This is a genomic window from Shewanella sp. 1180_01, from assembly GCF_052850535.1.
On the sequence record NZ_VXCT01000013.1, the window covers coordinates 25,605 to 38,989 of the forward strand.

The 13,385-nt window shown below is 48.6% G+C and carries 12 protein-coding genes; 3 read left to right on the forward strand and 9 right to left on the reverse strand.

Annotated features, from left to right (window positions below):
* Window positions 1-11 precede the first annotated feature (11 nt).
* The 3 genes from pheT (at window position 12) to lpxM (ending at window position 3,742) form a co-directional block, all read left to right on the forward strand.
* Window positions 12-2,399 carry a phenylalanine--tRNA ligase subunit beta gene (gene pheT, locus FW758_RS09455; protein ID WP_259578302.1) on the forward strand — a complete coding sequence of 796 codons (2,388 nt, stop codon included), beginning with the start codon at window positions 12-14 and terminating at the stop codon, window positions 2,397-2,399.
* A 3-nt stretch (window positions 2,400-2,402) separates the two neighbouring features.
* Complete coding sequence (ihfA, locus tag FW758_RS09460) at window positions 2,403-2,699, forward strand: integration host factor subunit alpha (protein ID WP_006081370.1); 297 nt, start codon at window positions 2,403-2,405, stop codon at window positions 2,697-2,699.
* A 104-nt stretch (window positions 2,700-2,803) separates the two neighbouring features.
* A complete protein-coding gene (gene lpxM, locus FW758_RS09465; RefSeq protein WP_446445248.1) occupies window positions 2,804-3,742 on the forward strand; it encodes a lauroyl-Kdo(2)-lipid IV(A) myristoyltransferase in 939 nt (312 codons plus the stop codon).
* 157 nt (window positions 3,743-3,899) lie between these two features.
* On the opposite strand, the gene hypA is transcribed toward lpxM, so the two are convergent.
* From hypA to cybH, 9 genes are all read right to left on the reverse strand, one after another.
* Window positions 3,900-4,253 (reverse strand): hydrogenase maturation nickel metallochaperone HypA, encoded by a 354-nt coding sequence (gene hypA / locus FW758_RS09470; protein ID WP_446445249.1) that lies wholly within the window; start codon window positions 4,251-4,253, stop codon window positions 3,900-3,902.
* Window positions 4,253-5,269, reverse strand: coding sequence for a hydrogenase expression/formation protein HypE (gene hypE / locus FW758_RS09475; RefSeq protein ID WP_107404699.1), 1,017 nt, complete (start codon window positions 5,267-5,269; stop codon window positions 4,253-4,255). Before hypE ends, hypA begins: the two co-directional genes overlap by 1 nt.
* Window positions 5,262-6,401 carry a hydrogenase formation protein HypD gene (gene hypD / locus FW758_RS09480; RefSeq protein WP_446445250.1) on the reverse strand — a complete coding sequence of 380 codons (1,140 nt, stop codon included), beginning with the start codon at window positions 6,399-6,401 and terminating at the stop codon, window positions 5,262-5,264. The genes hypE and hypD overlap by 8 nt, the downstream gene beginning before the upstream one ends.
* A gap of 63 nt (window positions 6,402-6,464) precedes the next feature.
* On the reverse strand, window positions 6,465-6,710 hold the full coding sequence (locus FW758_RS09485; RefSeq protein ID WP_113939526.1) for a HypC/HybG/HupF family hydrogenase formation chaperone: 246 nt from the start codon (window positions 6,708-6,710) through the stop codon (window positions 6,465-6,467).
* Window positions 6,710-7,507 (reverse strand): hydrogenase nickel incorporation protein HypB, encoded by a 798-nt coding sequence (gene hypB / locus FW758_RS09490; RefSeq protein ID WP_113939527.1) that lies wholly within the window; start codon window positions 7,505-7,507, stop codon window positions 6,710-6,712. The genes FW758_RS09485 and hypB overlap by 1 nt, the downstream gene beginning before the upstream one ends.
* Window positions 7,508-7,694: 187 nt before the next feature.
* Entirely contained in the window at window positions 7,695-10,214 is a 2,520-nt protein-coding gene (gene hypF, locus FW758_RS09495; protein ID WP_446445278.1) for a carbamoyltransferase HypF, read from the reverse strand.
* Complete coding sequence (locus FW758_RS09500) at window positions 10,207-12,132, reverse strand: NiFe hydrogenase (RefSeq protein ID WP_446445251.1); 1,926 nt, start codon at window positions 12,130-12,132, stop codon at window positions 10,207-10,209. The genes hypF and FW758_RS09500 overlap by 8 nt, the downstream gene beginning before the upstream one ends.
* 3 nt (window positions 12,133-12,135) lie before the next feature.
* On the reverse strand, window positions 12,136-12,693 hold the full coding sequence (locus FW758_RS09505) for a HyaD/HybD family hydrogenase maturation endopeptidase (protein ID WP_006086407.1): 558 nt from the start codon (window positions 12,691-12,693) through the stop codon (window positions 12,136-12,138).
* Between the two features lie 7 nt (window positions 12,694-12,700).
* The gene (gene cybH / locus FW758_RS09510) at window positions 12,701-13,375 is read right to left on the reverse strand and encodes a Ni/Fe-hydrogenase, b-type cytochrome subunit (protein WP_006081382.1); all 675 of its coding nucleotides are present in this window, start codon (window positions 13,373-13,375) and stop codon (window positions 12,701-12,703) included.
* Window positions 13,376-13,385 lie beyond the last annotated feature (10 nt).

Sequence of the window (13,385 nt, forward strand, 5' to 3'; positions counted from 1 at the left end):
GCTGTAATAGCATGAAATTTAGCGAATCTTGGCTTCGTGAATGGGTAAACCCTTCAGTCAGCCGTGAAGCATTATCCCACCAGATCACTATGGCCGGTCTCGAAGTCGATGACGTTGAAGCCGTAGCAGCCGATTTTAGCGGTGTCGTGATTGGTGAAGTGGTTGAGTGTGGTCAGCATCCCGATGCCGATAAACTGCGCGTGACCAAAATCAACGTTGGTGGTAGCGAACTTATCGATATCGTCTGCGGTGCACCAAACTGCCGTCAGGGTCTTAAAGTGGCCGTGGCTATGGTTGGCGCTGTATTACCTGGCGATTTCAAAATCAAGAAAGCTAAGCTGCGTGGCATGCCATCAGAAGGCATGTTGTGCTCGTACAGCGAGCTTGGCATTAACGTCGAAAGCGATGGCATTATCGAATTGCCATTGGACGCGCCACTTGGCACTGACATCCGCGATTATCTGCAACTTAATGATGCCGTTATCGATGTAGATTTAACGGCTAACCGTGCCGATTGCTTAGGCATGGCAGGTCTTGCCCGTGAAGTAGGCGTGTTAAACCGCCAAGCTGTGGTTGAGCCACAGTGGCAAGCCGTTACGCCAACGACAGATGCACAGGTCACGATTAACGTTAAGGCGCCAGCCGCTTGTCCACGTTACTTAGGCCGTGTGGTTAAAAACGTTAATGTTAAAGCGCCTACGCCATTATGGATGCAGGAAAAACTGCGCCGTAGCGGTATTCGCTCTATCGATCCTATCGTTGATATCACTAACTTTGTGTTGATTGAATTCGGTCAACCTATGCACGCTTTCGATCTTGCCAAGTTAACGGGCGATATCCAAGTGCGTTTAGGCACTGGCGAAGAGAAAATCACCCTGCTTGATGGCAGCGAAGTGACCATCCCAAGCGATACCTTAGTGATCGCCGATGATGCGCGTCCATTAGCCCTTGCAGGCGTGTTTGGCGGCGAATATTCAGGCGTGAGTGACACGACCCAAGACATACTGCTTGAATGTGCGTTCTTCGCGCCTCTTGCCATTATGGGTAAGTCACGTCGTTTAGGTTTGCACACAGATTCATCACACCGCTTTGAGCGTGGCGTTGACCCTGAGATGCAACACAAGGTTATCGACCGTGCGACCCGTTTAGTGCTGGATATTTGTGGCGGTGAAGCGGGCCCTGTAGTTGAGGCTAAATCAGAGGCTGATTTACCCAAACCAGCACAAATCGTGTTACGTCGTAGCAAGTTAGATCGAATTTTAGGTCACCATGTACCAGACACAGATGTGGTCGAAATTTTACAACGTCTCGGCTTTAGTGTGGTTGTGGGCCAAGATAGCTGGCAGGTCACCACTGCGACTTATCGTTTCGATATGGCGATTGAAGAAGATTTGATTGAAGAAGTGGCGCGTATTTACGGTTATAATAATATCCCGAATACCGCACCTGTTGCCGCGCTGCGTATGTCAGATCATAAAGAATCTGACTTAAGCCTAAAACGCGTGCGTGCCTTATTGGTCGCTCGTGGCTTCCAAGAAGCGGTAACCTACAGCTTTGTCGATCCAAAACTGCAAAATCTGGTTCACCCTGGTTTAGACGCTATGGTGTTACCAAACCCAATTTCCAGTGAAATGTCGGCCATGCGCCTGTCAATGTTCACCGGTTTATTGGCCGCCGTTGGCTACAATCAAAGTCGTCAACAGAGTCGCGTGAGACTTTTTGAAACTGGCCTGCGCTTTGTTCCTGATATCAATGCAGAATCCGGTGTAAGACAGCAAGCAATGCTCGCTTGTGTCATTACTGGGCTTCAAAATGATGAACATTGGGCTATGGAATCGAAAACTGTTGATTTTTTCGACCTTAAAGGTGATTTAGAAGCAATTATCGGCTTGACAGTTTCCGCATCAGAATTTAGCTTTAGAGGAGCGACGCATTCTGCTCTCCATCCGGGGCAATGTGCTGAAATATTGAGAAATGATCGAGTGATCGGTCATATAGGTGCAATCCATCCTAGTTTGGAGAAGCCTTTTGGACTCAATGGTAAAACCATCGTTTTTGAGTTGGAATTGGATGCTTTATTGCATACCAGTTTGCCGCTAGCCCAAGCTGTATCTAAGTTTCCAGCTAATCGTCGTGACATCGCAGTCGTAGTAGATGAGAGTGTATCTGCAGGTGATGTAATGAAATTGATAAGAAAAGTTGGCGAAAATCAGTTGGTTGGCATAAACTTGTTCGATGTATACTTAGGTAAAGGTGTTGAACCTGGCAAGAAGAGCCTGGCGATAGCACTTACATTACAAGACACTACTCGTACGCTTGAGGAAAAAGAGATTGCTGAGACCGTTGGTTCAGTTGTTTCTGCCCTTAAGTCCGAGTTCAACGCATCGTTGAGGGATTAAAGTATGGCACTTACCAAAGCCGAAATGGCAGAACATCTTTTTGAAACACTCGGAATGAACAAACGTGTCGCCAAAGAGATGGTTGAGTCGTTCTTTGAAGAGATTCGGGGCGCACTTGAAAGTGGTGAGCAGGTCAAGTTATCTGGCTTTGGCAACTTTGACCTTAGGGACAAGAATCAAAGACCGGGAAGGAACCCAAAAACAGGCGAAGATATCCCAATTTCTGCTCGTCGTGTCGTGACTTTCCGTCCCGGCCAAAAGCTGAAAACTCGTGTAGAAGCAGCAAACACGGGTAAGTAATTTCGTTTGTTTGATGGGAAAGCCACTCCTTAGAGAGTGGCTTTCCTGTTTATTTTTTTGTGCAATATCTCCATTATTTCTATCCACTGTCTGAGGTGAATTCTTTGTCAAGACAGCCCAAACATTTCGACCGTCGCTTTAAACCCGCCTTATTACACCCTAAATACTGGGCCACTTGGTTGGCGATTGGTCTATTAGTGATTTTCGGACTCATGCCCGCATGGCTGCGTGATCCCATTGCAAGATTATTGGCAAGATTAGTGATGCCGATTGCCAAAAAGCCCATTAGTGTTGCAAGAGCCAACTTAAGAGCGTGCTTTCCTGAACTATCTGCCGTCGAGCTCGAAGCGTTAATCCGTGAGAACGTACAAAACTTCGTTTTAGTCTTGTTAGCACAGGGCGAATTGCTGGTGCGCTCAAAAGCGCATTTGCGTCGTCGAGTGAATTTAATCGGTTTTGAGCATGTGACGAAAGCACAAGCGGCGGGGCAACCGATCATTTTCATCATGCCCCATGTGTGGCCAATCGATTATGCTGGTTTACGCCTTAACCTTGAGTTGCCTATGGTGACGATGGCCAAAGCCCATAAAAACGGCTTATTCAATTGGTTTAGTAATCGTGTGCGCAGCAGCTGTGGTGGCCATGTGTATATGCGCGAGGCGGGCATTAGGGCACTATTGGCCGAGCTTAAGCGCGGTAACAGTTTCTTTTATCTCCCCGATGAAGATTTAGGCCCAGAACAAAGCGTGTTTGCACCTTTTTTAGGCACAGTGAAAGCAACGCTGCCTGTCGTTGGGCGTTTAGCACTGGCGGGTAATGCCCAAGTGCTGCCTGTAAAGATTGGTTACAACCAAGCGACACGTCAGTTTGATCTTACTGTGATGACGGCCGTTGCGCCCGAAGACATGGTCGGCAAGGAAAACGAGGCGTTGGCACTGAACAAAGTGGTCGAGCAAGTTATTTTAGCTTACCCAGAGCAGTATATGTGGTTTCTGCGGGTGCTCAAAACGCGCCCAGAGGGTGAAGCTTCTATCTACTGCTGATGTAGCGTGACTGAAAATAGTGTGGTTTAAAATGGCTTTGAGCGCTGATTGCTCAAAGCCATTTTTTTGAGGAATATCCTTGCTGATAGGACTCTTTATTGATTGAGATCTTTATCGACTCTGCTGTCGTTAACAATGCAGATTACAAATGAAGGATTTAATCTTCCCCCTGCTCCATTTCAAGTTGCATCAGTAGCATGTCTTCGCCATCGAGTACGCGGGTGCGATAGCTTTGACACGCTGGGCAGACGATGGTGCGTTCACTCAGCACGGATTCGCTCTGGCAGTCTTGGCAAAGTATTACTAGCGGCTGAATTTGGATATTGAGCTGGGCAGCTTTGCAAATGCCATCGAGCTTAAAGGTATCGAAGGCGGTTTGCAGCAGGCTAGGCTCAACCCCGCTCATCACCCCCAGTTTGATATCCACTCGGGTGATTTTAGCGGCGTGATTGACCAGCGCATGCTGTTCACATTGCTCAATCAGGGCACTCACAATCGAATATTCGTGCATCAGCAAATCCTTGGCAGCAGTTCACCCTGGGGAAGATCGAGATAACGCTTGGTATTCCAAGGCGTTCTTAGCACGACTTTTCCCGCGAATTCATCACTCACAGTGCCGATTATCGATGCGTGCTCACAGCGGCCAAAGCGTTGCATGATCTCGAGCGCGCCTAATGCTATGTCATTGGGGACGGCGAGAATGAAAGTGCCTTCGTTAGCGAGATCCATGGCTTCGAAACCATAGAGTTCACACAGACCTTTGACTTCATCGCTGACGGGAATACTGGCCTCATTGACTGTAATGCCAACATTGGAGGCGACAGCCCATTCATTGAGCACTGCCGATAAGCCACCGCGAGTCGCATCGCGCATCGCATGGATAGGAATATTGGCGGCGATCAATTGCTCGACTATGGGCCAGAGCGTCGCGCAGTCACTTTGCAATGCCGATTCGAGTGTGAGCCCTTCTCGCGCCATTAAAATCGCCGCGCCGTGGCAGCCTATATCACGGGAGACGATAATGGCATCGCCCACAGCGATATTTGCTGCTGAGATGTTGGGACGCAAGATGCGACCAATGCCTGAGGTATTAATAAATAAACCATCGGCGCAGCCCTTGGGTACGACTTTAGTGTCGCCGCAGACAATCCGCGCGCCACTTTGTTTGAGCTCTTTTGCCATGCTTCGGACAATAGTCGTTAAATCATTGATAGAAAAGCCTTCTTCGATGATCACGCTACAGCTCAGATACTGAGGTTCTGCACCCATCATAGCGAGATCGTTGACTGTGCCCGCGATAGCAAGTTTGCCGATATCGCCGCCGGCAAAAAACAAAGGTGAGACGGTAAAAGAGTCAGTAGTAAAGGCGTTGGCGCCGTGCAAATCGAGTTTGGCAGCGTCTTCTTCGCTACGAAGGATTGGGTTATCAAATTCGGCAAAAAAAAGATCACGGATCAGTTTATTCATTTCTTTGCCGCCACCACCGTGGCTGAGCTGAATGGATTTATCTTTTAGCGTATCAGCCATGATGTGGCTCCTTGATATCGATACCTTGATAGCGGTAATAGGCGTTACATGCACCTTCGGAGCTGACCATGCAGCTTCCTAGGGGCGTTTCGGGATTGCAGCCTCGGCCAAAAACTTTACAGTCCTTTGGTTTAGCAAGCCCACGAAGAATATCGCCACACTGACAGGCTTTATGATCGTCAATTTCCTTCACGGGTAAGCAGTCCTTAAAGCGCAGTTCGGCGTCCCTGTGAGCATATTCGGGTTTGAGCTGCAGGGCTGAATTGGGGATAGGACCGAGGCCGCGCCAGCGAAATTGCGGTCTGACATTAAAGAATTGATTCACTTTGGCCTGCGCCGTGAGGTTACCGTCCTGTGATACCGCGCGGCTGTATTGGATATCGAGCTCCGCTTTGCCCGCGGCTTTTTGGTGCACAATCCGTAAAATCGACTCCATCACATCAACGGGTTCAAATCCTGCGACAACCACAGGCGTACCATAGTTTTCGACTGTGCTGCGATAGATTTTGGCGCCGCTGATCACGCTCACATGGGCGGGGCCAATAAAGGCATTCACTCTGGCTTTCGGGTCGTGCATCACGGCATCAATCGCGGGCGGCACTAATACATGATTAATATGGAATAACAGATTCTCGAGTTTTTCGTGTTCGGCCAGCTGCAATAAAATCGCTGTCATTGGGGTTGAGGTTTCAAAGCCGATGGCAAAGAACACTACGGTTTTATCGGGATTATCGCGGGCAATTTTGAGCGTATCTAAGGGATCATAAATCGGTCGAATATCGCAGCCTTTCGCCCTAAAACTGGCTAAGGAACCCTTAGAACCGGGCACACGGATCATATCGCCCAGCGTCACTAAGATGACATTCTCTTGGGAGGCCAGCGCCGCCGCTTGGTCAATGCGCTCTTTCGGCATAATGCACACTGGACAACCTGGGCCGTGGATAAACTCAATATTATCAGGCAGTAAATCCAGTAAGCCGTATTTCATAATAGTGTGGGTATGACCGCCACAGACTTCCATGATATTGATTGGTTGCTTAACCAATTTAGCGGTTACCTGAATATCCCGCGCTAAATTGGCAATCGTTTGGGGATCGCGAAAGCCTTGATAGAGGTGTTTTAGTTCAAGCATGCTCTTTCCTCGGTACACTCGATAGGGCGCGCGCCTTGCGACTCAATCTTGCACTGTTGATGGTCAGTGTATGGCTTCATTTTCAAGCTTAGTGACGATTTCTTTGTATAGTTCAATGCTTTGCTGCGCATCTTCCTTATCAATTTTGTTCATCACAAAACCAATATGGATCAACACATAGTCGCCAATCTCCAGTGGTTCATTCATTAAATGACTGCTGACATCGCGGCGCACGCCTAAGGTATCGACGGTGACACTCTGGCGCTCAATATCGACCGCCACCACTTGGGAAGGTATGGACAAGCACATTATTGTGCACCTCGAATATTGTCTTTAAGCCAAGCGGCTACAGCCTGCATGGAGTCGCCATCTTTAATTGAGACTTCAATAATTTGAGTTGCTGGATTGAGTTTTTTAAGCTGCGCTCTGGCTTCGTCCATCTTGAAATCAAAATAGGGCAGTAGATCGCACTTTGTGATAAAAACTACATCGGCGCGGCGGAACATCACAGGATATTTCTCAATCTTATCATCGCCTTCTGGCACGGACAGCAGCACGATATTTTTGTGAGTGCCCACATCATAACTGGCTGGGCAGACGAGATTACCGACGTTTTCGACAAAGCAAATATCGAGTCCTTCAAGCGGCAGATGATGTAGGGCACCGTGCACCATAAAGGCGTCGAGGTGACAGGCGCTGCCCGTTTGAATTTGATAGGCCTTAATGCCTTTAGCGATGAGGCGGTCGGCATCGCGGGAGGTTTCTAAGTCGCCCTCGATCACCGCATAGTTGAGCTTGGTGTATTCTTTGAGATTTTCTAATAGGGTGGTTTTGCCACTGCCCGGGCTACTCATGATGTTGAAGGCAGTAATGTTATGTGCCTCAAAGTGGGCGCGGTTATGACCTGCTTCGACATCATTTTTATCTAAAATTTTGTGGATGACTGACAAGGTTTTTTTATCGTTTAACTGAGGATTTGTGTGTAACTCTTGATGGCTATGCTCATGAGTATGTGAATGGTCATGATTATGCTCATGGCTATGGGCATGCGCGCCTAGATGATCATGGTCGTGGCGGGTAAGGGAGCAGCCGCAGTCTTTACACATTTTACCTCTCCTTGTATCGGCAGAGTACGAGGACTTTGCCTGACAAATAATGATTGATGTACGAATCGTTAATTTGGTTACGCTAATGTTGAGTGTGATACAAATTGCGCTACGGATCTTTGATGTTCGTCAGGTTTATGGGGATAAAAATGGCGAGCGAACATCAGGGCTTATCAAATAAGTAAGGTTATTGACTCTGATGAATGCCATACCAGAGTTGGCCTAGGGCGATGCCGCCATCATTGATGGGGATCTGTTGACTGGATAACACTTTATTGCCTTGGGCGCTGAGTTTGCTCAGGCAGTATTCCAATAGGTATTTATTTTGGAATACGCCGCCGCAGAGTACGGTTGGGAGGTGTTTGTACTGGGCGGCATAGTCGCAGATAGCATCGCCTAATGTGTGTAAAAAGGCGCGGGCGATGGCATCTCGTCTTTTGTCCGTTAGCGGTTGTGCAGTAATCAATTCAACAATTTGCTTGAACATTTCACTGCTGCGCCACTGGTCGACGTCAAGAGGTAAGTTAAGCGAAATGGCTTCAAGGGCTAATGCATCGGCGCGATTGGCTGCGGCTTCTATTGCCATGCCAGCTTGACCTTCAAATTGTGTGGTTTCGATTAAGTCTAAGGCGCAGGCGAGGGCATCGAACAAGCGTCCGACCGATGAGCTTTTAAGTGCGCTACCGTTCTGCCAGATTTTATGTAAGTTAGTCAGAGTGTTTGGGCGCATGTTGTTTAATATAGGTAATTGCAATACGAGTACAGCATCGAGGCTCATTTGCTCGAACAATAATGCCAGTAACAACCGCACAGGTTGCTTAATGGCTTGCTCGCCGCCCAGCAAGGCTATAGGCTCAAAATGGGCCAGTCGCTGCGCTTTATCCAGTGTGGTTAATAGCACTTCACCGCCCCATAGACTGCCATCGTCGCCAAGCCCAGTGCCATCAAAACTAAAACCCAATACAGGTTCTCGATATTGGTTAACCGCCATTACGCTGAGCACATGGGCATGGTGATGTTGTACCGTTAAACATTGGCTTTGGCTGCTATTGCGCAGTTCTGTGATCGAGTTTGAGTGCATTTCAGCCCAGCGCGATGGGGCATAATCTGGGTGTTTATCGCGAACAATGAGATTGGGCGCAAAGTGATACAGCCGCGCGAAGGTCGCTAAGGTGCGCTCAAAATACTGCTCGGCGCTGACACTGAATAAATCGCCAATATGGGGACTTAAAAACACATTATTGCCAAAGCCTAAGGCGATGGCATTCTTTTGCTGCGCCCCCACGGCCAAAATTGATTGGGACAGGGGTATCTCTAAGGGAAAACTTAACGGCGCATAACCACGGGCGAGACGCAGCACTTGCACCCCTGCAGGCAAATCCATGTGGGGCTGAATCACCTGCACCACACTGTCATCGCAGCCATTAATAATCGGCCGATTATGGTCAACTATTGCATCCGCAACATGGCTTAAGTGGCGAATAAGTTCATCACAATTTGTGATGATAGGTTCTCCGGACACATTAGCGCTGGTCGCGACCAATGGCCCTTTGAAGAGACCTAACAGTAAATGATGCAGTGGTGTGTAGGGCAAAAATACCCCGAGTTTATTCAGATTAGGGGCGACAGCTAAGCTGAGATCATGTTCGGCGCGGCTGCTCATCAGCACTATGGGCCGCTCCTGCGAACTCAGTACTTGCCACTCAGCATCCGTCCCTGTGACATAGTGCTGCGCCATCTGGATATCCGCCATCATCACAGCTAGCGGCTTGGCTTGGCGCTGTTTTCGCAGCCGGAGTTTGTTGACTGCTTTGTCGTTACGGGCATCACAGATTAAGTGAAATCCGCCCAGTCCCTTAATTGCCAGAATCTGCCCTTGGTGTAATCTGTCAGCCGCCGCTTTCAGTACCGCCAAATCCGTATTCAATTCAGGTGTACTGAAATTAGAGGTATTGGGGATGATGTATTCCCCTTGGGGTGTTTTTAAACTGAGTCTGGGGCCGCAGACTGGGCAACTGACTGGCTGAGCATGATAGCGGCGGTCGAGTGGGTTTTGATATGCTTTGGCGCACTCGGGGCACATGTCAAAATCGGCCATGGCGGTACTGTGGCGATCATAAGGTAAGGCATTGATTATGGTGTATCTTGGGCCGCAATTTGTGCAGTTGGTAAAAGCATAGCCAAAGTGGCGATCATCAGGATTATGCATGTCGTTCAAGCAATCTTGGCAGATACTTTTATCCGCAGATACCGCCACCTGCGCGCCTATCGGTGAACTTGGGTCATCGTCCTCATGGCTGTCGCTTTTTATAATTTCAAATGTGGTTTCGCCTAGCAAAATCGGCAGAGGTGTTTGGGTGATATTGTCGATACGGGCCAGTGGTGGCGGGGTGGTATTGAGCGTTGTGATAAATTGCGTGAGGTTTTCTTCCGTGCCTTGCAGCTCAATGGTCACGCCCTTGGCATTGTTGAGCACAGTACCTGTTAGTTGAAATTCAAGGGCATAACGATAAACAAAGGGGCGAAATCCCACCCCTTGCACTATGCCAGTGACGTGTAGCTGACAACGCTTTAGCGCGGCGCCCTTGTGGACAAGGTATTCCAACGCCAGCCTGCGCTTTATCTGCAGATCACTGTGTTTTTTATGGCGACTATTATGTCTATGTGGCTGCATGCGTTGTGACTTAACTTTTGGCCTCCTAATCATGGGCATTGAGTTGGCGCTGCTTAACGTAAAGTGCGCCAACGGCTAAGTTATCGCCGTCTAAATCTAGACTACGATTGATCACTAAGGGGAAGTTTTTGCCTAAGCGTAAACTGATGCGTTTACACAGGGTTTCATTCGTTAATTCATTGCCCGCTAAGGCAACATTGTGCACGCCGATATTTAAATCGATATGCTCGATCCAGTTAGAAAGATAGTCCGCCAGCGAGTCTTGCATCGCAAAGGCGAGTTGACTCGGGTCGTCATTACCTGCGATACGAAAACTCAACACTGTGCCTAAGGCTTTACACCAATTTAGGCTGCGGTGGGCTTCACCTTTGGTCAGGGGATAATCGATACGCGGGGCATTGGCACCGTGGTAACGCATGGCGGCCGCCATCAGTGCATCGCTGAGTCTTTCTTGGCTTTGCGTTTCTTCTTGAGGATTGAGGCCAATTAAAATGGCGGCAATTGCCCACAAACTTTGCAAGTTGTCCCGTCTGCCGTGAAGCTTTAGGCTCAGGAGTTTTAGGTAATCGTCGGGGAACAGGCTTTTAAACTTTTGTGCCACTGCTTTTTGTGGACTGCTGTCCAGTTGATGGAAGATTTCGTAACCGTTATCGGGCAGCTCGGGTAGGGCGAAGAAGAGTTCGGTGTCGCCCTTATTATCGCAGATCACAATTTGACTGGCGTGGGTATGGCTTAAGTAAATGACCGCGGCATTTTTTGCCTGTCTGTGGCTGGTAAATTTACCGTTGAGTAAGGCACTGAATAACGCTGCGTCCGCGATGGTATGATTTTCGGTATCGCTAGCGTGTGGCGTGCCTGCGTGCTCAATTTCACCATTAGCGACACCTGTATTATCGGCACCTGCGTTAGCGGTAAAGGTGTTAGCAGCATGAGCCGCTTCACTCGATTGAGCTAATATCGCTACACTCAGTTCGCCTTGATGGGAGCGTGACCGTTTCGCCGCTTGCCATTGGGCTTGATAACCGTGAAGACTGACTTTTTCCCTTAAGGGTTCTGGAGCGATAAAGTGCTTGGTTTGAGCCTGCGTTGAGCCTAAATCTTTGCTAGCAATTTGTGCCCAAGCGCCATCGACCCACGCGAGTTTCGGCCTATTATGCTGCCCTTTAATGTAAACCCAATCGATCCCTTTTTGTCTCAATACTTCCCCGAGCACTAAAATCACCCAGCTGTAGGCAAAACAAATGTCGTACAGTGGCGCACTGAGTTTATCGTGTTCTTGCGTGGGTCTGGCGCAGATAAGCGGTTTTTCAATACTGGAAAGCGCGAGCACCTGTGAATCGTTCAGACAGAAGTGGGCGTTAAGCGTATTGGGATTACAAATTAACAGTTGTGGCCGCTCGCTTAAGGGCTGCTCGAACGGTGTCAGGCTGAGTTGCAGTTCATCGGCGGCCGCTAATGTCAGTGGGCCTTGTGTCAGCAGCCCCTGTGCCAAGGCTTTAATATCTGACAAGGTTAAGGCTTTTTGTGCTGGCGTTAATTGTGTTTCGCCCTTGCAGCAAGGGCAGGCAAAATCTAGCGTGCCAAACTTCGCCGACTGATTATCGCCAATCAGCGGATAACAATGCTGGCAAAAAGGCACTATGGCAGGGCTCGATCCAGACTGTGGAAAGGGCAGTAAGGTTTTGCCGCCTTGGGGCTCGTCGATGGCTTTAATGCTGGAGTCAATTAACCAAGCAGAAATCAAAAAGTCCGCGGCAATGGCATCGGCCAGTTGCTCGAGTTGAGTCTGCTCGCCCTGGGCTTCAATAAAGTAACTGTGCTGACCAAAGTCATGTAGGCCATCACAGCCTATGCTGATATTCAGCGCATCGTAATTTAGGTATTGATTACATAAATGCGCGTACAAAGGCACCTGACGTGAACAGGTAAAATCAAATCTGATGTTTTTCATTTTCTATATACTTTCACCAGTAGTAACGCCGCGTTTATAAGAGTCAGGGATCAGCGAGTCGATACTGTGATCGGCAATACGCGTCGCAGTGAACCCAAGGGAGGCTAAGTGGGATAACAAGCTTGATTCCATTAACGGCACTGCGGCGGCGACTTTAGGGGTCAAACCCAGCACCATAGGTTCGAGCACGGTTGGGGTGACGCCCAGCACAAAGGTCTTAGGTCTGTCGCCAACCATTTCCATCATATTGAGGGTTTGTAGCATTTCGACTTCATGGGCGCTGCCTTGCCAGTCGATTTCCTTCGGAGCCTTATCAAAATCGAAGAAGTAGACCTCGCCCGCTTCTACGCCATTGGCATTGACAGTATCGACCACGATTAAATAATCGTATTGGCAAATAATAGGAATAAGTCCCTGAGCCAAGGTGCCGCCATCGAGCAGCTTCAGCTGGTGAGACTCATGGGTAAACTGATAATTATCAGCTATATAATTGACAAAATGTACGCCGATGCCTTCATCGGCGTACAGGACATTGCCAATACCGAGTAGCAATATCTTCATTGGACTCCTAGTGGTGTGAGTCTGGCTTTGGGTAGTCATAGCCAGAGACAATCGAGTCAACTGAGTTATGTTTGAAGCGTATCCCTGACCAAACCGCCATATAGACGTGGATAACCACAAAGATAACAAATGCCCAAGTTAAGTAGTGATGGAAAATCCTAACCTGTGCCAGCCCACCCATTTGTGCCGTAATCCAAGCGGCGCTGCCCCAAAGCATCCCACCTAAACCTTGGTGATACACATTGGCGTACAACACCAGACCCGTTATACATATCACGAGAGCGACCAGTGAGATTGCTACATAAGTCACAAATTGCAGCGGTCCATATACACCCGCTTTATGTAAGTGACCCATCCATAAGTAAGATTTCAGCTGAGTGATCCAGCTTTTTACACTCATTACATCGCGAAATGAGCGCCGCTCAATGTCGCTTCGACTGAAAAAATACAGGTAGAAGCGGACTAAGGTGATGGCGGTCAATACAAAACCGCAGATCAGATGCGCGAAGCGGATCCAGCCTTGTACGAGCACATCCGTACTTTCAGGCGCCACAAGAAACGGCCAAGCAATATAGAATCCGGTGATCACCAGCACTAAAATTGATAGTGCCCTGAGCCAGTGGAAAATCCGTATTGCCGGACTAAAAACCAGTGTCCGAATGCGGGTTGCAGAATGGTTCATTTTGCGTTCC

Excerpts from the sequence above, each read along its gene's own strand:
- cybH (WP_006081382.1), bottom strand. The coding sequence starts at position 13,375 with ATGAACCATTCTGCAACCCGCATTCGGACACTGGTTTTTAGTCCGGCA.
- hypB (WP_113939527.1), bottom strand. The coding sequence starts at position 7,507 with ATGTGTAAAGACTGCGGCTGCTCCCTTACCCGCCACGACCATGATCAT.
- hypF (WP_446445278.1), bottom strand. The coding sequence starts at position 10,214 with ATGATTAGGAGGCCAAAAGTTAAGTCACAACGCATGCAGCCACATAGA.
- hypE (WP_107404699.1), bottom strand. The coding sequence starts at position 5,269 with ATGGCTGATACGCTAAAAGATAAATCCATTCAGCTCAGCCACGGTGGT.
- pheT (WP_259578302.1), top strand. The coding sequence starts at position 12 with ATGAAATTTAGCGAATCTTGGCTTCGTGAATGGGTAAACCCTTCAGTC.
- FW758_RS09485 (WP_113939526.1), bottom strand. The coding sequence starts at position 6,710 with ATGTGCTTGTCCATACCTTCCCAAGTGGTGGCGGTCGATATTGAGCGC.
- hypA (WP_446445249.1), bottom strand. The coding sequence starts at position 4,253 with ATGCACGAATATTCGATTGTGAGTGCCCTGATTGAGCAATGTGAACAG.
- ihfA (WP_006081370.1), top strand. The coding sequence starts at position 2,403 with ATGGCACTTACCAAAGCCGAAATGGCAGAACATCTTTTTGAAACACTC.
- FW758_RS09505 (WP_006086407.1), bottom strand. The coding sequence starts at position 12,693 with ATGAAGATATTGCTACTCGGTATTGGCAATGTCCTGTACGCCGATGAA.
- FW758_RS09500 (WP_446445251.1), bottom strand. The coding sequence starts at position 12,132 with ATGAAAAACATCAGATTTGATTTTACCTGTTCACGTCAGGTGCCTTTG.
- hypD (WP_446445250.1), bottom strand. The coding sequence starts at position 6,401 with ATGCTTGAACTAAAACACCTCTATCAAGGCTTTCGCGATCCCCAAACG.